Annotated in this window: 14 protein-coding genes; 5 read left to right on the forward strand and 9 right to left on the reverse strand. The window is 70.3% G+C overall.

The features are described 5' to 3' along the window. Positions 1-79: 79 nt before the first annotated feature. From ACFZBU_RS08975 to ACFZBU_RS08990, 4 genes are all read right to left on the reverse strand, one after another. A complete protein-coding gene (locus tag ACFZBU_RS08975) occupies positions 80-880 on the reverse strand; it encodes an ABC transporter permease (protein WP_391582806.1) in 801 nt (266 codons plus the stop codon). Then, positions 880-1,812, reverse strand: a complete 933-nt coding sequence (locus tag ACFZBU_RS08980) for an ABC transporter permease (protein ID WP_391582807.1) — start codon at positions 1,810-1,812, stop codon at positions 880-882. The genes ACFZBU_RS08975 and ACFZBU_RS08980 overlap by 1 nt, the downstream gene beginning before the upstream one ends. Then, entirely contained in the window at positions 1,809-2,960 is a 1,152-nt protein-coding gene (locus tag ACFZBU_RS08985; RefSeq protein ID WP_391582808.1) for an ABC transporter ATP-binding protein, read from the reverse strand. Before ACFZBU_RS08985 ends, ACFZBU_RS08980 begins: the two co-directional genes overlap by 4 nt. A gap of 95 nt (positions 2,961-3,055) precedes the next feature. Beyond that, positions 3,056-4,558 carry a gamma-aminobutyraldehyde dehydrogenase gene (locus ACFZBU_RS08990; protein WP_391582809.1) on the reverse strand — a complete coding sequence of 501 codons (1,503 nt, stop codon included), beginning with the start codon at positions 4,556-4,558 and terminating at the stop codon, positions 3,056-3,058. A 319-nt stretch (positions 4,559-4,877) separates the two neighbouring features. On the opposite strand from ACFZBU_RS08990, the gene ACFZBU_RS08995 reads away from it, so the two are divergent. After that, positions 4,878-6,491 carry a PucR family transcriptional regulator gene (locus ACFZBU_RS08995; RefSeq protein WP_391582810.1) on the forward strand — a complete coding sequence of 538 codons (1,614 nt, stop codon included), beginning with the start codon at positions 4,878-4,880 and terminating at the stop codon, positions 6,489-6,491. 29 nt (positions 6,492-6,520) lie between these two features. Here ACFZBU_RS08995 and ACFZBU_RS09000 read toward each other — a convergent pair whose 3' ends face one another. Together ACFZBU_RS09000 and ACFZBU_RS09005 are read right to left on the reverse strand one after the other, a co-directional pair. Then, entirely contained in the window at positions 6,521-8,344 is a 1,824-nt protein-coding gene (locus ACFZBU_RS09000; protein ID WP_391582811.1) for a protein kinase, read from the reverse strand. 293 nt (positions 8,345-8,637) lie between these two features. Further along, positions 8,638-8,922, reverse strand: a complete 285-nt coding sequence (locus ACFZBU_RS09005; RefSeq protein WP_391582812.1) for a hypothetical protein — start codon at positions 8,920-8,922, stop codon at positions 8,638-8,640. Between ACFZBU_RS09005 and ACFZBU_RS09010 the strand changes: the two genes are divergently transcribed. After that, positions 8,909-9,733 (forward strand): hypothetical protein, encoded by an 825-nt coding sequence (locus ACFZBU_RS09010; protein WP_391582813.1) that lies wholly within the window; start codon positions 8,909-8,911, stop codon positions 9,731-9,733. The genes ACFZBU_RS09005 and ACFZBU_RS09010 overlap by 14 nt on opposite strands. A 180-nt stretch (positions 9,734-9,913) precedes the next feature. On the opposite strand, the gene ACFZBU_RS09015 is transcribed toward ACFZBU_RS09010, so the two are convergent. Next, positions 9,914-11,146 carry a geranylgeranyl reductase family protein gene (locus ACFZBU_RS09015; protein WP_391582814.1) on the reverse strand — a complete coding sequence of 411 codons (1,233 nt, stop codon included), beginning with the start codon at positions 11,144-11,146 and terminating at the stop codon, positions 9,914-9,916. 104 nt (positions 11,147-11,250) lie between these two features. On the opposite strand from ACFZBU_RS09015, the gene ACFZBU_RS09020 reads away from it, so the two are divergent. After that, positions 11,251-12,450, forward strand: a complete 1,200-nt coding sequence (locus ACFZBU_RS09020; RefSeq protein WP_391582815.1) for a cation:proton antiporter — start codon at positions 11,251-11,253, stop codon at positions 12,448-12,450. A gap of 78 nt (positions 12,451-12,528) precedes the next feature. On the opposite strand, the gene ACFZBU_RS09025 is transcribed toward ACFZBU_RS09020, so the two are convergent. Together ACFZBU_RS09025 and ACFZBU_RS09030 are read right to left on the reverse strand one after the other, a co-directional pair. After that, complete coding sequence (locus ACFZBU_RS09025) at positions 12,529-13,746, reverse strand: spermidine/putrescine ABC transporter substrate-binding protein (RefSeq protein WP_391582816.1); 1,218 nt, start codon at positions 13,744-13,746, stop codon at positions 12,529-12,531. 200 nt (positions 13,747-13,946) lie between these two features. Further along, positions 13,947-15,377: a gamma-aminobutyraldehyde dehydrogenase gene (locus tag ACFZBU_RS09030; RefSeq protein ID WP_391582817.1), complete on the reverse strand. Its 1,431-nt coding sequence runs from the start codon at positions 15,375-15,377 to the stop codon at positions 13,947-13,949. A gap of 184 nt (positions 15,378-15,561) precedes the next feature. Between ACFZBU_RS09030 and ACFZBU_RS09035 the strand changes: the two genes are divergently transcribed. Both ACFZBU_RS09035 and ACFZBU_RS09040 read left to right on the forward strand, forming a co-directional pair. Beyond that, entirely contained in the window at positions 15,562-16,053 is a 492-nt protein-coding gene (locus tag ACFZBU_RS09035) for an Lrp/AsnC family transcriptional regulator (RefSeq protein WP_379989642.1), read from the forward strand. Continuing rightward, complete coding sequence (locus tag ACFZBU_RS09040) at positions 16,050-17,435, forward strand: aspartate aminotransferase family protein (protein WP_391582818.1); 1,386 nt, start codon at positions 16,050-16,052, stop codon at positions 17,433-17,435. Before ACFZBU_RS09035 ends, ACFZBU_RS09040 begins: the two co-directional genes overlap by 4 nt. Positions 17,436-17,604: the final 169 nt, after the last annotated feature.

The raw sequence follows: 17,604 nt of genomic DNA on the forward strand, positions 1-17,604 counted from the left end.
CCGGGGCCGCCTTGTCGGGCCCCGGCGATTTCACCGCATAGCTACAGATCTGGGATTGATCATCATCCAACAGGCGAAACTACGCCCGCTGTTTGGCTCGCCGCGAGGCACGGATCTGCCCGATCATCACGATCAGCACGGCGATCACGAACATCGCCGAGCCGATCACGTTGATCTGCGGCGGCGTGCCGCGCTGCGCCGCGCCGTACACGAACATCGGGAAGGTGACCGTGTTGCCCGAGGTGAAGTTCGTGATCACGAAGTCGTCGAAGCTCAGCGCGAAGGCGAGCATCGCGCCCGCCCCGATGCCGGGCGCGGCGAGCGGCAGGGTCACCCGCAGGAACACCTGGGTGGGTGAGGCGTACAGGTCCTGTGCGGCCTCTTCGAGCTTGGGGTCCATGCCCAGGACACGGGCCTTGACCGCGACCACGACGAAGCTCAGGCAGAACATGATGTGCGCGATCAGGATCGTCACGAAGCCGGTGTTGATCCGCATGTTCAGGAACAGCGTGCCGAGCGAGGCGCCCATCACCACCTCGGGCATGGACATCGGCAGGAACAGCAGCGTGTTGATCGCGCCGCGGGCCCGGAACCGGTACCGGCCGAGCGCGAACGCGATCGCGGTGCCGAGCGCCGTGGCGATCAGGGTGGACAGGACCGCGATCTTCATGCTGATCGCGACCGAGTCACAGATGCCGGCGACCCCGCACGGCTCCTCCCACGCATCGAGCGTGAAGCCGTTCCAGGTGTAGTTGAAGCGCCCGTTCGGGTCGTTGAACGAGAACATCAGCACGACGATGTTGGGCAGTGTCATGTAGCCGAGCGCGAGCAGGCCGAACAGCACGATGACGTTGCGACGCAACCAGTTGACGACGGCCATCAGACCAGGTCCTCCGTCCCCGCCTTGCGGATGTACGCCGTCACCATGAGCACGATCAACAACATCAGGATGAACGACAGGGCGGCGGCGGTCGGGTAGTCCAGCACCCGCAGGAACTGGGTCTGGATCACGTTGCCCGCCATGCCGGTGTCCGGCGAGCCGAGCCACTGCGCGTTGACGTAGTCGCCGGACGCCGGGATGAAGGTGAGCAGCGTGCCGGAGACCACGCCCGGCAGCGACAGCGGGAAGGTGACCTTGGCGAAGGTGGTCCGCGGCGACGCGTACAGGTCGCCCGCGGCCTCGTGCAGGCGCGGATCGATCCGCTCCAGGCACGCGTACAGCGGCAGCACCATGAACGGCAGGAAGTTGTAGGTCAGACCGCAGATCACCGCGAGCGGCGTGGCCAGCACCCGGTCGTCCTGGGTCAGGCCGAGGAACGCCGTGACGTTGGTGAAGTGCAGTTTGTTGAGCACGTCGACGACGATCCCGTTGTCCGCCAGGATCGTCTTCCAGGCCAGCGTGCGGACCAGGAAGCTGGTGAAGAACGGCGCGATCACCAGCACCAGCCACATGCCGCGCCACCGGCCGGCCTTGAACGCGATCGCGTAGGCGAGCGGGTAGCCGATCACCAGGCACATCACGGTCGCCGCGGCCGCGTACCCGAACGAGCGCAGGAACTGCGGGTAGTACTGGTCGAGCGCGTCCCAGTAGGTGGCCCAGTGCCAGGTGAGGTCGTAGCCCTTGGTCAGGTTGCCGGTCTGCAGCGACGTCGAGCCCTGCACCACCATCGGGATCGCGAAGAAGACCACCAGCCACAGCAGGCCGGGCGCGAGCAGCGCGTACGGTACCCACCTGCCGCGCCGCTTGAGCTCCGTGGTCTTGGTGTCCGCACCTCCCGTCGTGCCCGCGCCGAGGGTGCCGAGCGCGCTCACGCGGCGTCCTCGCTCGCCTCGGCGATGCCCGCGGTCAGGTCGCCCGACTCCAGGCCGAAGCCGTGCCCCGGGTTCCAGTGCAGGGTCACCGTCGCCCCGGGCACCACGCGCGGGTCGCGCTCCATGTTCTGTTCGAACACGGTGAACTCCTGGCCCCACGGCATCCGCACCACGTACTGCGTGGAGACGCCGATGAACGCGGCGTCCACGATCACGCCGCCGTCGAGGCGGTTGCGGTTGTCCGCGACCTTCGCGTCCGCCGCGTAGGAGATGGTGATCTTCTCCGGTCGGATGCCCATCACCAGGTGGTCGCCGTCGGCGGCCGAGCGGGCGGCGGGCAGCGCCAGCCGGTTGCCCTGCGCGTCCAACAGCAGATCGCCGTCGGCGCGCCCGGTCACCTTGGCCTCGACCAGGTTGGACTGGCCCAGGAAGTTGGCCACGAACGTGGTGCGCGGCGCCTCGTACAGCTCGACCGGGGAGCCGAGTTGCTCTATTCGGCCGCCGTTCATCACGGCGATCGTGTCGGCCATCGTCATGGCCTCTTCCTGGTCGTGCGTCACGTGCACGAACGTGATGCCCACGTCGGTCTGGATGCGCTTGAGTTCGAGCTGCATCTGCCGGCGCAGCTTGAGGTCGAGCGCGCCCAACGGTTCGTCCAGGAGCAGCACCTGCGGCGTGTTGATCAGCGCCCGGGCCACCGCGACCCGCTGCTGCTGACCGCCGGAGAGTTGGGTCGGCTTGCGCTTGGCCAGGTGCCCGAGCTCGACCAGGTCGAGCATGTCCTCGACCTGCTTCCGGGTGTCCTTGATGCCGCGCCGCTTGAGGCCGAAGCCGACGTTGTCGGTCACGCTCAGGTGCGGAAAGAGCGCATAGTTCTGGAACACCGTGTTCACCGGGCGCTTGTACGGCGGAAGCGCCGTGACGTCGCGGTCGCCGATGCTCACGCTGCCGGTCGAGGGCTGCTCCAGTCCGGCGATCATCCGCAGCGTCGTGGTCTTGCCGCAGCCCGAGGCACCGAGGAGGGCGAAGAACGATCCCGCGGGGATCGTCAGGTCCATGGGTCGGACGGCCGTGAAGTCACCGTAGTGCTTGCTCAGGCCCGCCAAGGAGACGTCGCCGGAGGCGCCGGCCCGCTGCTGCTCAGTCATGATTCCTCTCGCCGCGCCGCGGGCCCCGAACCCGCTCGCCGGCCGCAAGGGCGGCCGAGGACTCGCGTCCTCGGCCGCCCGTTCGATGGGGGTGGTTACCGGGCTCCGAAGATCGTCCGGTGCCAGTCCTTGCGGGCGATTCCCGTGCCGTCGTACATCACGTGCTTGACCTGGGTGTACTCGTCGAAGGAGTACTGCGACATGTCCTTGCCGAAGCCGGAGGCCTTGTAACCGCCGTGCGGCATGTCGCTGATGATCGGGATGTGGTCGTTGACCCACACGCAGCCGGCCTGGATCTCCCGGGTCGCGCGCAGCGAGCGGAAGATGTCGCGCGTCCAGGCGGAGGCGGCCAGGCCGTACGGGGTGTCGTTGGCGAGTCGGATGCCCTCCTCATCGCTGTCGAACGGCAGCACGACCAGGACCGGGCCGAAGATCTCGTCCTGCACGATCTCGCTGTCCTGGGCCACACCCGTGACCAGCGTCGGGCGGTAGAACGCGCCCCTGGCCAGTTCGCCGCCGGGGATCTCGCCGCCGGTCACGATGGTCGCGCCGTAGCCGCGGGCGCGCTCGACGAAGCCGGCCACGGACTCCTGTTGGCGGCGCGAGACGAGCGGGCCGAGGTCGGTCGCGGGGTCCATCGTGTCGCCCAGGCGCACGCCGTCGTACAGCTCCGCGACGCCCGCCACGAACGCGTCGTAGAGCGGGCGCTGCACGTACGCGCGGGTCGCGGCGGTGCAGTCCTGGCCCGAGTTGATCAGCGATGCGGCGACCGCGCCGTTGATCGCCGCGTCCAGGTCGGCGTCGTCGAAGACCACGAACGGGGCCTTGCCGCCGAGTTCGAGGTGCAGGCGCTTGACGGTCTGCAGCGCCACCTCGCCGACCCGCTTGCCGACCCCGGTGGAGCCGGTGAACGAGACCATCGACACGTCGGCGTGGCCCATCAGGTATTCGCCGACGGTGCGGCCCTTGCCGGTGATCACGTTGACCACGCCGTCCGGGATGCCCGCGTCGGCGCACGCCCGGGCGAACATCAACGAGGTCAGCGGGGTGATCTCGGCCGGCTTGAGCACGATCGTGTTGCCTGCGGCGATCGCCGGCAGGATCTTCCACGCGGCCATCTGGAGCGGATAGTTCCACGGCGCGATCGAGCCGACCACGCCGATCGCCTCACGACGCACCATCGAGGTGGAGCCGGCCGCGTACTCGCCGGCCGCCTTGCCCTCCAGGTTGCGGGCCGCGCCCGCGAAGAACGCGGTGTTGTCGATCGTGCCCGGCACGTCGAACTCGGTGCTGAGCCGGATCGGCTTGCCCGCCTGCGCGGTCTCGACCCGGGCGAACTCCTCGGCCCGCTCCTCGAGCAGCACCGACAGCCGGTTCAGCGCGGTCGCCCGCTCGCCCGGGGTGGCCTGCGACCACTGCGGGAAGGCGCCCTTGGCGGCGGCTACCGCCGCGTCCACGTCCGAGGTGTTCGCGAGGGTGACCGTCTCGACCGTCTCGCCGGTGGCCGGGTCGACGACGTCGAAGGTCTCTCCGGACGAGCCCTGCCGCAGTTGTCCCCCGACGTACTGATGACCTTTGCCGAAGTCCTGCACAGGCATGGGAGCCCTCCAAGGGGGTTTTCGATGAGCAGACGGGCGCTGCGTGCGGTGGGTATGCGCGTGAGCCGCGTCAGCGTAGGACGATGCCGTTTCGACACGGGGTGCCGCAACAGGCACATCGACAGGTAGGGCGGCGTGGGCTTTACAGGTCGCCAATCGCCCGGCCGAACCCAGGGGTCCGGGGTCGAACCGGGCGCCGACCTGTCACCATGGAAGCGTCGCCCGCCGAGCCGTTTACAGATTGCTCGCGAATTCCCGCTTCCTTCGGGAACCAACCGCCGTCGCGGTCGGGCCGTTGTCAGCTCGCGGAGGTTTTCGGATGTTCCCCACGGTCGCCGACGTATTGGCCCTCGACATCGTCCAGCGCGGCCGCCCGCAGGTGGTCGCGGGTGAACGCGGCCTGGCCCGGCCGGTGCGCTGGGTGCACATCAGCGAGCTGCCGGACGTCACCCGGCTGCTCAAGGGTGGCGAACTGGTGATGGCCACCGGCATCGCGCTCCCCGAGGAGCGCGAGGGCCTGCAACGCTACATCCGCGATCTCGCCGAGGTGGACGCGGCCGGACTCGTGGTCGAGCTGGGCCGGCGCTACACCGAGCAGCTGCCGCGGGCGCTGGTCGCGGCGGCCGAGCAGGTCGGCCTGCCGGTGATCACCCTGCGCAACGAGACCCGCTTCATCGGCATCACCGAGGCCGTGCACGGGCTGATCATCGACGCCCAGCTGGCCGAGTTGCAGGCCTCCGAGGCGGTGCACCAGGCGTTCAACGAGCTCGCGGTCGAGGGCGCGGAACCGGCCGAGATCGTCCGGCAGGCGTCCCGGATGGCCGGCCGCCCGGTGATCCTGGAGAACCTGGCACACCAGGTGCTCGCCTACGACGCGGCCGGAATAGTCGCGGAGACCCTGCTGGAGAACTGGGAGGACCGCTCCCGACAGTTGCGACTGACCGCCCGGACCGCGTTCGACGAACGCACCGGGTGGCTGGTGACCACCGTCGGCGCGCGCGGCCACGACTGGGGCCGGCTGGTGCTGGTCGGCGACGGCACACCGCCGCCCGCACAGCAGACCATGCTCCTGGAGCGGGCCGCGTCCACTCTCGCGCTGAACCGGCTGGTGGTGCGCGACCGGGAGAGCCTGGAGCGGCAGACCCACCGCACCCTGCTGTCCGGGATCCTGACCCACTCCTACACGGTGGCCGAGGTGACTCTGCGGGCCCGCGCGCTCGGTGTCCCGCTGGAGGGCCGGCGCCTGGTCGGCGTGGTGCTGCGGCTGCGCCGCAGCGTGACCCCGGCCGCGCTGGAATCGCAGGCCCGGTTGCGCGACTTCACCGAGATCGCCGCCGCGGCGGTGCGCGAACGCCGGCTGGCCGCCCTGGTCGGCGGGCTGGACGACGAGAACGTCGGGCTGCTCGTCGCGCTCGCCTCGCAGGACACCGAGGACGGCGCGCTGGAGGGCTTCTCCGCCGCCATCCGCCGGCTCGCCCCGGACCTCGCGGACGACATCGTGGTCGCGGTCGGCTCCTCAGTGGGCGCGGTGCGCGATGCGCGCCGCTCGCTCCTGGAGGCCACCCAGGTCGCGGACGCCGCCCTGCACCAGGGCGGCAAGGCCGCCTTCTACCGGCTGCCCGACGTGCGCCTGCGCGGGCTGCTGCACCTGCTCCGCGACGACGCCCGGTTGCAGACCTACGTCGAGCGCGAACTCGGTCCGCTGCTCGCCTACGACGCGCAGCAGGGCACCCATCTGATCGCGATGCTCCAGGTCTATCTGGACCACGGCCGGAACAAGTCCGCGGCAGCCGACGCCGCGCACCTGTCCCGCCCGTCCTTCTACGAGCGGCTGCACCGCATCGAGCGGATCCTGGGCGTCGACCTGGATCAGGTGGAGAGTTGTCTCTCGCTGCACGTGGCGCTGCTCGGCCTGGAGGCCCTCCGCCGCTGAGCGCGGCGCCGCTCCCCCGGGCGCGGTCCTCAGGCGGCGGGGCGGCCGCCCGCAAGAGTGAAGGCGGTCACCGCGACCGCGTGCAGGGCCGCATCGCGCGTCCATTGCCGCTCGGTACTGAACACGTCGACCTCGATGTAGACGCCATTCACGATCACCGCGGCCAACATCGCGTGCCGGGCCACTCCGGACTCGGTCCAGGTGTATTCCCAGACCACGCCCTTTCGGCCCTGAATGGCGCGTTCCTCGAAGACCGTTTTCCGATAGTCGCGGAAAACCTTCGGGGCGTTCTGTTCGTCGTCGCGCCACTGCTCCAACAAATCCGTGGTCTGTTGGAACGCGGTACGCCCGGTCAACACGCTCGCGCCGGCCGGGTCGGCGTAGACCACGCTCTGGTCCTGCTCCTTGCGGGTCCACCCCTGCGGGATCTGCCAGGTGAAGGTACTCTCGTCGGCTGTGCGGACCGGGATCGGCGGGGTGGCCACGGGCGCGCCCGGGTAGGGCGCGAGACCCGCGACCGGGTTCGCCGCGGGCGCGCCGCCCGTCCCGGAGCTCGTCGGCGGCATCGGGCCCGACCTGCCGTCGCCCTTCCCCTCGCCCCCGCCCGACTTGCCGCCGCCGTTCGCGAGCAGCAACGCCGCCACGACGGCACCGGCCACCAGGAGCGTGACGAGCGGCATCAGCACGGCCAGGAGGCGGCGCCGCGAGCGGGGCGGCCGGCGGGTGCGGGTCGGCATCGGGAAGGTCGGCGAGTGCGCGGGGCCGGCCGGGGTGCTCGGCCGTTGCTCCGGCGAGGGTGCGGCGGGCACCCGCGGGAACGGGTCGAGCGGGGTGCCGTCGTCGGGGGCGATCCGGGCGGGCGGGAGCAGGTCGCGCAGCGGCGGCCGCGGGTGCACGGTCGGCACCAGCGTCACGTCGTCGTTCGCCTCGTCCGGCCCGAATTCGGCCGGCCCGCGCTCGATCACCCGGCCGAGCGTGGTGGGCGGGATCGGTCGGGTCACGTCGCCCGCATGTCGGCGGCCCTCGGCGGCGAGCAGTGCGTTCAGGCGTGCCTCCACCTCGGCCGAGTCCGGGCGCCGCGCCGGGTCGCGGCGGAACAGGTCGCGCACGAGGGGCTCCAGCGGGCCGATCTCCTCGGGCACCTCGGGCTCGGCGATCACGATCGCGTGCATCGTGGCCACCGGCGTCGCGCGGCGGAACGGCGACGCGCCGGTGACCGCCGCGCACAGCGTGACGCCCAGCGACCACAGGTCGGACGCCGGCCCGGGGTGCTCGCTCTCTATCCGCTCGGGGGCCATGAACTCGGGCGAGCCCAGGATGGCCCCGGTGCCGGTCAACCCGCTCACGCCCTCCAGCGCGGCGATGCCGAAGTCGGTCAGCACGGCGTGTCCGTCCCGGGCGATCAGCACATTGCCCGGCTTGACGTCGCGATGGATGATGCCGTGCGCATGCACGACGCCGAGCGCGCGGGCGATCTGCACGGCCACCGCCGCCGCGGCATGCGGGGTGAGCGGCCCGTCCTCGTCCAGGATGGCGTCCAGCGAGCGGGCGTCGAGCAGCTCCATCACGATCCACAACCGGTCGTCGTCCTCGACGTAGTCGTAGACGCGGACGACGTTGGGGTGATTGATCCGCGCGGTCGCCTGCGCCTCGCGCAGGCTGCGTTCGCGGAAGGACCGGGACGCGTTGCGGCCCCATCCGGTGGTGATCACCTTCGCCGCCACGGGACGGTCCAGCACGCGATCCCGGGCCCGCCACACGGTGCCCATGCCACCGCTGCCGAGCACGCTCACCAGTTCGTAGCGGGCTCCGACCACGAAGCCCGCCCAATCCTCTCCCGGCCCGCCCGACATCGGCTTTCCCCCAGGTCCCGCCGCATTTCAAGATCAGACCATTGCCACTTTCGTGGGATTACCTGTTAAAGGCCCTGCGAAAGCTTAGGACGGACATGGTAGAACGAATCGTCACACATAGCGGGAGGGGGATACCGCATGTTCACCCCGAAAAAGTTTCGATCAGAAAACGTCAAGCGCGCGGCCCTGATAATTTCTGTTCCGGTCGGAATAGGAATGATTCTGAACGCCGGCCTGGCCGTCGCGGATACCGAGGGGAACGGACCCGCGCATCGATCGGGCGGCGGACACACCTACACACACGCACCGACCGGCACACACGGCCCCACGGGCACGCACGGTCCGACCGGCGAGGTCACCACGACGCCGCCGGCCACCACGTCGCGGCCCACGACGCACGGGCCCGGCAGCACGCCACCGCCGACCACGTCCCGGCCCTCGACGACCCGGCCGGGGACGACGCCGCCACCGACCACGACGCGGCCGAGCACCCCGCCGCCCACCACGGTCCCGCCGAGCACGTCCGCGTCGCCGACCGTGCCACCCACGGCCAGGCCGTTCGCGGTGACCACGTCCACCCAGATCACCTTCGACGCCGAGGGTCGGGGTTCGATCGAGTTCACCGTCACCAACAACACCGACCGGCCCCAGCCGGCCCGCGACGTGTACGCCCGCAGCACCGGCAGCCTCCGGATCCTCTCGGTGCCCGGTTGTTCGGCCGCACCCGCGCTCAAGGCACCGGGACCGGCCTGGACGACCACCTTCAAGTGCGCGCCGGGTCCGCTCGGGCCGCACGAGACCAAGCGCTGGTCCGCGGCGGTGGAATATCCGCCGGCCGTGCAGCAGCCGCGCGCGGCTCGGGCCGAGGCGCGGCTCCCGCTCGCGCCGGAGGCGGACATCTCCACGTTCTGCGTGCTCGTGGTGCCCGCGGGCGCCACGGACACGTCCGTGGTGCTGGGTGTGGCCGGACCGTTGACGCTGGTCAACCGGGCCGACAACAACGACCCGTCGTTCATCGGCTACACCGTCAACACACCGGTCCCCGGCGGCACCAACGGCGGCGGCTCGACGGGCGGGGGCACCAACGGCGGCTCCACGACCAACGGCGGCTCCACGACCGCCGGCGGCTCGACGGGCGGCGGCTCGACGGGTGAGGGCAGCACAAGCGGCGGCGGCACGAGCGGCGGGAGCGACACGGGCGGCACCACCGGCGGCACCGACCGGACCACGCCACCCACCTCGCTGCCCAAGACCGGCCCCGAGGATGACACGCTGCCACTCGCGGGCGGCGCGCTCGGCCTGATGCTGGTGGGCAACGCGCTCTTCCAGGGCGCACGGCTGCGCCGGATCCGCTCGGCCGAGGGCGACGACGAGCCGGACCGGGACTGAGTCCGGCGCACGACCACCGCCGGCCCGCTTGCGATCCGTGAGCACACCGGGCCCGAGCGCACCGAGCCCGGGCACACCGGGCCGTGCACACATCGGCCCGTAAGCACATGGGTCGACGAGCACAGCCGAAGCGGACGGCCCCGGCCCCGTGCACAACGGGCCCGGGGCCGTCCGACGTCGTCAGTGGCCGGTCAACGCCAGCACCCGCCGGGCGGCGGGCCGCTCCAGCAGATCGGCGAACGTGGTCCGCCCCTGGACCACCTTGCGGAACACCCGCCAGCCCTGCGGCAGCGTGCTCACCGCATGGTGCAACATCCCGGGATGCCGCTCGAACACGCCGAGCAGGAGCCGTCCGGCGCGCATCTCACGACCCAGCACCGCATCGATGTCCGCGTGATAGCCGGCGCCGATCTTGTCCACCTCGGCGTCGGTACCCGCCTCGGCCACCAGCGCGGCCCTCTCCCCCGCCAGCCGGCCCGAGCGCAGCGCGTACGAGATGCCCTCGCGCGTCCACGGCTCCAGCAGTCCGGCGGCGTCGCCGGCGACCAGGACCCGGCCGCGCGAGAGCGGCGCGCTCTCCTTGCGGCATCGGGTCAGGTGGCCCGACTCGACCGCCGGCCGAAACCCGGCCAGGCCGAGCCGGGCGATGAAGTCGCGCAGGTAGGCGCGGGTGGCCTCGCCCTCGCCCCGGGCGCAGATCACCCCGACCGTCAACGTGTCGCCCTTGGGAAAGACCCAGCCGTACGAGCCGGGCAACGGCCCCCAGTCGAGCAGGATCCGGCCGCGCCAGTGCGCGGCGACCTCCGGCGGCACCGGAATCTCCGCCTCCAGGCCCAGATCGACCTGTTCGAAGGTGACCCCGACGTAGGCGGAGCTGCGTCCCGCGCTGCCGTCCGCACCGACCACCGCGTGCGCCCGCAGCAGTTCGCCGCCGGCCAGGGTCAGCGTCACCAGGCCGTCCCGCTCGGCGATCCGGGAGACCGCGACGCCCTCGCGCAGCACCGCGCCCGCGGCCACCGCCGCCCGGGTCAGCGCCTCGTCGAAGCGGGCCCGGTCGACCAGGCCGATCAGCGTGGTCCGCGCCGAGCGCACCCGCCGACGGCGGCCGCGCAGGGTGAATTCGACCTCGTGCACCAGGTCTTCGACCGGCGGCTCGAAACCGGGCGGAAGGGCGCTCTTGGCGGGGCCGATGATGCCGCCGCCGCAGGTCTTGTAGCGCGGCAGCTCGGCCCGGTCCACGACCAGCACCCGGCGTCCCGCGCGCGCCGCGGCCAGGGCCGCGGACGCCCCGGCGGGGCCCGCTCCGATCACCACGACATCCCAGGTCACAGGCTCGGCACCGGGGTCGGTACCGGGGTCGGCGGGCAGTTCGACGGCGGGCACGGCGGCGGCCTCGGGAGAGCTGCTAGTCATGGATATCGACCCTAGTGCGTCCGTCCGGGCGCTCTTCCCGGGAGGTCCGCCGCCGACCTGCGCGTCTGCCCGAATGGCCGCCGAATGCGCAATATGCTCCGCCGATGTCCGACGACAGCGCACCATTCCTGATCGTTCTCGCCCTGGCCTTCGCCGCACCGCTGGTGGCCGATCTGCTCGGGCGCCGGGTCCCGGTGCCCACGGTCGTGGTCGAACTCCTGCTCGGCGTCCTGGTGGGTCCGTCCGTCCTGGACTGGGTGCACGAGGGGGACGTGCTGACCTACATGGCCGACTTCGGGCTCGCGTTCCTGATGTTCCTGGCCGGTTTCGAGATCGATCCGGGCCGGCTCAGCGGCCGGCCGCTGCGCCGGGCCACGCTGGGTTGGGCGCTGTCCCTGGTGGTCGGCCTGCTGCTCGGGTTGCTGCTGGTGTGGTCCGGCTCGACGATGTCCCGCCTGGTGGTCGGACTCGCCCTGACCACCACCGCGCTCGGCACGCTGCTGCCGATCCTGCGCGACGCGGGCGCGCTGCCGACCCGGTTCGGCGCGCAGGTGATGGCGATCGGCACGCTCGGCGAGTTCGGCCCGATCGTGGCCGTGTCGCTGCTGCTGAGCGGGCGCAACGCGGGTGCCTCGGCGGTCGCGCTGGCCTGCTTCGCCGCGGTGACCGTGGTGGTGTTCGCATTCGCCCGTCGACCGTTGCCCGGGGCGCTGGACCGGGTGGTCCGGGCCACGCTGCACTCCAGCGGCCAGCTCGCCATCCGGCTGGCGGTGCTCGTGCTCGCGCTGTTGGTCTGGGCCGCGGACGAACTCGGCCTGGACGCCCTGCTCGGCGCGTTCGCCGCGGGGCTGGTCATCCGGCTGCTGCTGTCCGACATGCCCGCCGAGTCGCGCGAGACGGTCGCGGGCAAGCTGGACGGGATCGGCTTCGGGCTGTTCGTCCCGGTCTTCTTCGTGATCAGCGGCGTGCGCTTCGACGGCCGTGCGCTGTTCTCCGACCTCGGCACGCTCGCCCTGCTGCCGCTGTTCCTGGCGCTGTTGCTCGTGGTGCGCGGGGTGCCGACGTATCTGCTGGAGCGTGGTTCGCCGGCGGGGGTGCGGCTGGGCCTGTCCCTGTTCGCCTCGGCCGGCCTGCCGCTGATCGTGGTGATCACCGGCATCGGCGTGGACGAGGGCGAACTGCGCCCGGGCACCGCCGCCGCGATGGTCGGCGCCGGCATGGTCTCCGTACTGGTGTTCCCACTGCTCGGCATGCGCGCCTATCGCGGCGCCGTCATCGCCGACCCGGCCCTGGCCGAGCGCTGATTCCGCCGACCCCGCCGGCCTCGACCCCGGCCTCGACCCCGCCGTCGAGCGCGCACCGCCGCTCGCGCGACCCGTGGCTCACAGGCCGATGATGTTCCCCCATGCCTTCTCCCAGCGCCGTTCCTCGTCCTCGGTGGTCTCGCGCATCCCGTGCAGCTTCGCGGTCATCTCGGCGTCCGGGAAGATCAGCGGGTTGCTCGCCGAGTCGCGCATCTCCTGGTCCGAGGACTCGGCCAGCACCTGCTGCGCGGCCGGGACCGGACACACGTACGCCACGTAGTTCGCCAACTCGGCGGCGACCTCCGGGTCGTAGTAGAAGTCCATCAGCTTCTCGGCGTTGGTCTTGTGCGCGGCCTTGTTCGGCACCATCAGGTTCTCCGACCACAGCTCGGCGCCCTCCTCGGGCACGACGAACTCGATGTCGGGGTTGTCCAGCTTGAGCTGGCCGACGTCGCCGGAGTACGCCTGGCAGGCCAGGATGTCGCCACTGGCAAGGCCCGAGGTGTAGTCGTTGCCGGTGAAGCTGCGGATGTGGTCCTTGTCCACCAGCTTCTGCATCCGCTCCATCACCTTGTCCACGTCCGCGTCCGTGAAGGTCTTGATGTCCGTGCCCTCACCGAGCATCAGCAGCGCGACGGCCTCCATGAAGCCCGCGAACACGGTGACCCGGCCCTTGAGCTCGGGCCGCCACAGGTCGTTCACCGACCGGATCTCGCGACCCACCAGCTTCTTGTTGTACGCGATGCCGGTCATCCCGCTCTGCCACGGCACCGTGTACTCGCGCTTGGGGTCGTAGCCCGGGCTGCGCAGCGATTCGGCCAGGTTGGCGTCCACCTGCGGCAGGTTGGCCTTGTTCAGTTTCTGCACCCAGCCCAGCCGGACGAAGCGGGTGCACATCCAGTCCGAGATGACGATCGCGTCGCGGCCGGGCTCCTTGCCCGCCTGGATGGCCGGGTGGATCTTGCCGAAGAACTCGTCGTTGTCGTTGATCTCCTCCGAGTACCGGACCTTGATGCCGGTCTTCTCGGTGAAGGCGTCGAGCGTGGGATGCCGCTGCTCGTCGTTCTCGTCGATGTCGATGTAGAGCGCCCAGTTCGAGAAGCGCACCACCTTCTCCTGCTCCGACCGGTCCCGGCCGCCGCGCTTGCTCTCCTGGACGTACGCGGAGGGCACGCCGCACGCGGCCAGGGTGCCCACGGCCGCCGCCGCGCCGGTGCCGCGCAGGAACATCCGCCGATCCACCCGGTGCCCGGCGATCCGCAGCGGGGACTGGGCGCGAGTGCGGGCGCGGGTCATCGGCGACTCCTTGGCGAAATGCGGGGGGGGGGTGGGACCTGCTCCATGGGCGGGGGACCGCACGGTGGCGTACAAAATGGCCCACCGCATCGTGGCGCCCACCCGCCCCGAACGGCAACACGCACCCTGTCAACCCTCGCGGAGCGGAGTTGACAGGGTGCGTGCGGGTCGTGCCGACGCCGCGGGTGCGGCGGGGTGGATCAGGCGTCGTAGTTGGTCATCACGTGCTTGATCCGGGTGTAGTCCTCGAAGCCGTAGCCGGAGAGGTCCTTGCCGTAGCCGGAGTGCTTGAAGCCGCCGTGCGGCATCTCGGCGACCAGCGGGATGTGCGTGTTGATCCACACGCAGCCGAAGTCGAGCCGCTTGGCCATCCGCATCGCCCGGCCGTGGTCCTTGGTCCACACCGAGGAGGCGAGCGCGTACTGCACGCCGTTGGCGTTGCCGAGCGCCTCCGCCTCGTCCTCGAACGACTGCACGGTGATGACCGGGCCGAACACCTCGTTCTGGATGATCTCGTCGTCCTGCTTGAGCCCGGAGACCACGGTCGGGGCGTAGAAGAAGCCCTTGTCGCCGACCTGGTGCCCGCCGGTCTCGACCTTCGCGTGCGCGGGAAGGCGCTCGATGAAGCCGCTGACCTGCTTGAGCTGGTTGACGTTGTTGACCGGGCCGAAGTACGCGTCCTCGTGCGAGCCGGTCGAGAGGTCGCCGGCGGCGGCGGCCAGCGCGGCGACGAACTCGTCGCGGATCGAGGAGTGCACGAGCACCCGGGTGGCCGCGGTGCAGTCCTGGCCGGCGTTGAAGAAGCCGGCACCGGCGATGCCCTCGGCCGCGGCGGCGATGTCCGCGTCCTCGAAGACCACGACGGGCGCCTTGCCGCCGAGTTCGAGGTGCACCCGCTTGAGATCCTTGGACGCGCTCTCGGCGACCGACATGCCGGCGCGTACCGAACCGGTGATCGAGGCCATCGCCGGGGTCTTGTGCTCGACCATCAGCCGGCCGGTGTCGCGGTCGCCGCAGATCACGTTGAACACGCCGGCGGGCAGGATCTCGCCGATGATCTCGGCGAGCAGCACGGTGGACGCGGGGGTGGTGTCCGACGGCTTGAGCACCACGGTGTTGCCCGCGGCGATGGCCGGCGCGAACTTCCACACGGCCATCATCATCGGGTAGTTCCACGGCGCCACCTGGGCACAGACACCGACCGGCTCACGGCGCACCATGGAGGTGTGCCCTGCCATGTACTCTCCGGCCGACTTGCCTTCGAGCATGCGCGCGGCGCCCGCGAAGAAGCGGATCTGGTCCACCATCGGCGGGATTTCCTCGGACGCGGTGAGCGCACGCGGCTTGCCGGTGTCGAGACACTCGGCGTCGATCAGCTCGTCGGCACGCTTCTCCACCGCGTCGGCGATCCGCAGCAGCGCGAGCTGCCGCTCGGCGGGGGTCGTCTCGCTCCAGGTCTCGAACGCCGTGGCCGCCGCGCGCATCGCCGCGTCGACATCCCGCTCGCGGGAGAGCGGGGACGTCGCATAGACCTCGCCCGTGGCGGGGTCGACGATGTCGAGCGTGCCGCCGTCCGCGGCGTCGGTGAACGTGCCGTCGATGTAGTTGCGCAGAGTACGCAGGTCGCTCATGTCCCAAGTCTCCTTCGAAAACGGGGCGGCGCCGGCAGGACGGTGAGGGGTCGATCCCGGGCTGGGCCGCGTTCCCAGCCTAACCGGATTGCTGTCGGTATCCGCATACCCATCACGTACCAACAACTGAATCAGTTGTCTCATTGAGCAAAGTCAACGGATTCCCTTGCGAAAGGCCCATCTGATGAGGCAGAGTGACCACGTGGCCGGTCGAGACAGAAACCCGAACGCTCCGGCCGACGCCGTGTCGAAGGCGATCATCGAGCAGCTCCAGGAGGACGGACGCCGCTCGTACGCCGCGATCGGCAAGGCGGTCGGTCTCTCGGAGGCCGCAGTGCGTCAACGCGTACAGCGCCTGCTCGACCAGGGCGTGATGCAGATCGTCGCGGTGACCGATCCGCTGACCGTCGGCTTCCATCGCCAGGCCATGGTCGGGGTCCGTGTCGAAGGAGACATCGACCCCGTAGCGGACATACTGGCCACGATGAAGGAAGTGGACTACGTCGTCATCACGGCGGGCTCCTTCGACCTCATCGTGGAACTCGTATGCGAGAACGACGACCACCTGCTCGACATCATCAACAAGAGGATTCGAGCGATTCCGGGCGTACGGAGCACCGAGAGCTTCGTCTACCTGAAGCTTCGGAAGCAGACCTACCAGTGGGGTACTCGATGACACAGCAGTACGACAACGCGGCTCTCTCCAAGAGCGCCTACGACCACCTGTGGATGCACTTCACCCGCATGGCGTCCTACGAGAACGCTCCCGTGCCGACCATCGTGCGCGGTGAAGGCAGCTACATCTGGGACACCAACGGGCGCAAGTACATCGACGGCCTCGCCGGCCTGTTCGTCGTACAGGCCGGTCACGGCCGCACCGAGCTGGCCGAGGTGGCCCGCAAGCAGGCCGAGCAGCTCGCCTTCTTCCCGGTGTGGAGCTACGCCCACCCCAAGGCGATCGAGCTGGCCGAGCGGCTGGCGAACTACGCCCCGGGCGACCTGAACAAGGTCTTCTTCACCACCGGTGGCGGCGAGGCCGTCGAGTCCGCGTGGAAGCTGGCGAAGCACTACTTCAAGCTGACCGGCAAGCCGACCAAGCACAAGGTCATCTCCCGGGCCATCGCCTACCACGGCACCCCGCAGGGCGCGCTGTCGATCACCGGTCTGCCGGACTACAAGGCGCCGTACGAGCCGCTGGTGCCGAGCACCTTCCGGGTGCCGAACACCAACCAGTACCGCAAGCCGGAGTTCCTGGCCGACTCCTCGCCCGAGGGCTTCGGCCGCTGGGCCGCCGACCAGATCGAGGTGGCGATCCTCAACGAGGGCGCGGACACCGTCGCCGCGGTCTTCCTGGAGCCGGTGCAGAACGCCGGTGGCTGCTTCCCGCCGCCGCCCGGATACTTCCAGCGCGTGCGCGAGATCTGCGACAAGTACGACGTGCTGCTCGTCTCGGACGAGGTCATCTGCGCGTTCGGCCGGCTCGGCACGATGTTCGCGTGCGACAAGTTCGACTACGTGCCGGACATCATCACCTGCGCCAAGGGCATGACCTCGGGCTACTCGCCGATCGGCGCGATGCTCGTCTCGGACCGCATCGCCGAGCCGTTCTACAACGGCAGCGACAACGTCTTCATGCACGGCTACACGTTCGGCGGGCACCCGGTGTCCTCCGCCGTGGCGCTGGCCAACCTGGACATCTTCGAGCGCGAGGGCCTGAACCAGCACGTGCTGGACAACGAGTCCAAGTTCCTGGCCACGCTGCAGAAGCTCCAGGACCTGCCGATCGTCGGCGACGTGCGCGGCAACGGGTACTTCTACGGCATCGAGATGGTCAAGGACAAGAGCACCAAGGAGACGTTCAACGAGGACGAGGCCGAGCGCCTGCTGCGCGGCTTCCTGTCCACCGCGCTCTACGACAACGGCCTGTACTGCCGCGCGGACGACCGCGGCGACCCGGTCATCCAGCTCTCCCCGCCGCTGGTCGCGGACCAGGGTGTGTTCGACGAGATCGAGCAGATCCTGCGCGGAGTGCTGACCGAGGCATGGACCAAGCTGTAGATCGAGCAGTGGACCCCGGCTATTCGACGAACCCTCAGTGAGTCTGCCGCCGTCGCGCACACGCCAGTGCGCGACGGCGGCAGACTCATGTCCGGGGTGCCTGGCACGAAGTGCGCGTCAGGGCCCCGAAGAACCGAGAAATACACCGTCACATCGACCCGCCCGCGCC

Origin of the sequence: Embleya sp. NPDC008237 (assembly GCF_042956465.1) — a bacterium.
GTDB lineage: Bacteria > Actinomycetota > Actinomycetes > Streptomycetales > Streptomycetaceae > Embleya.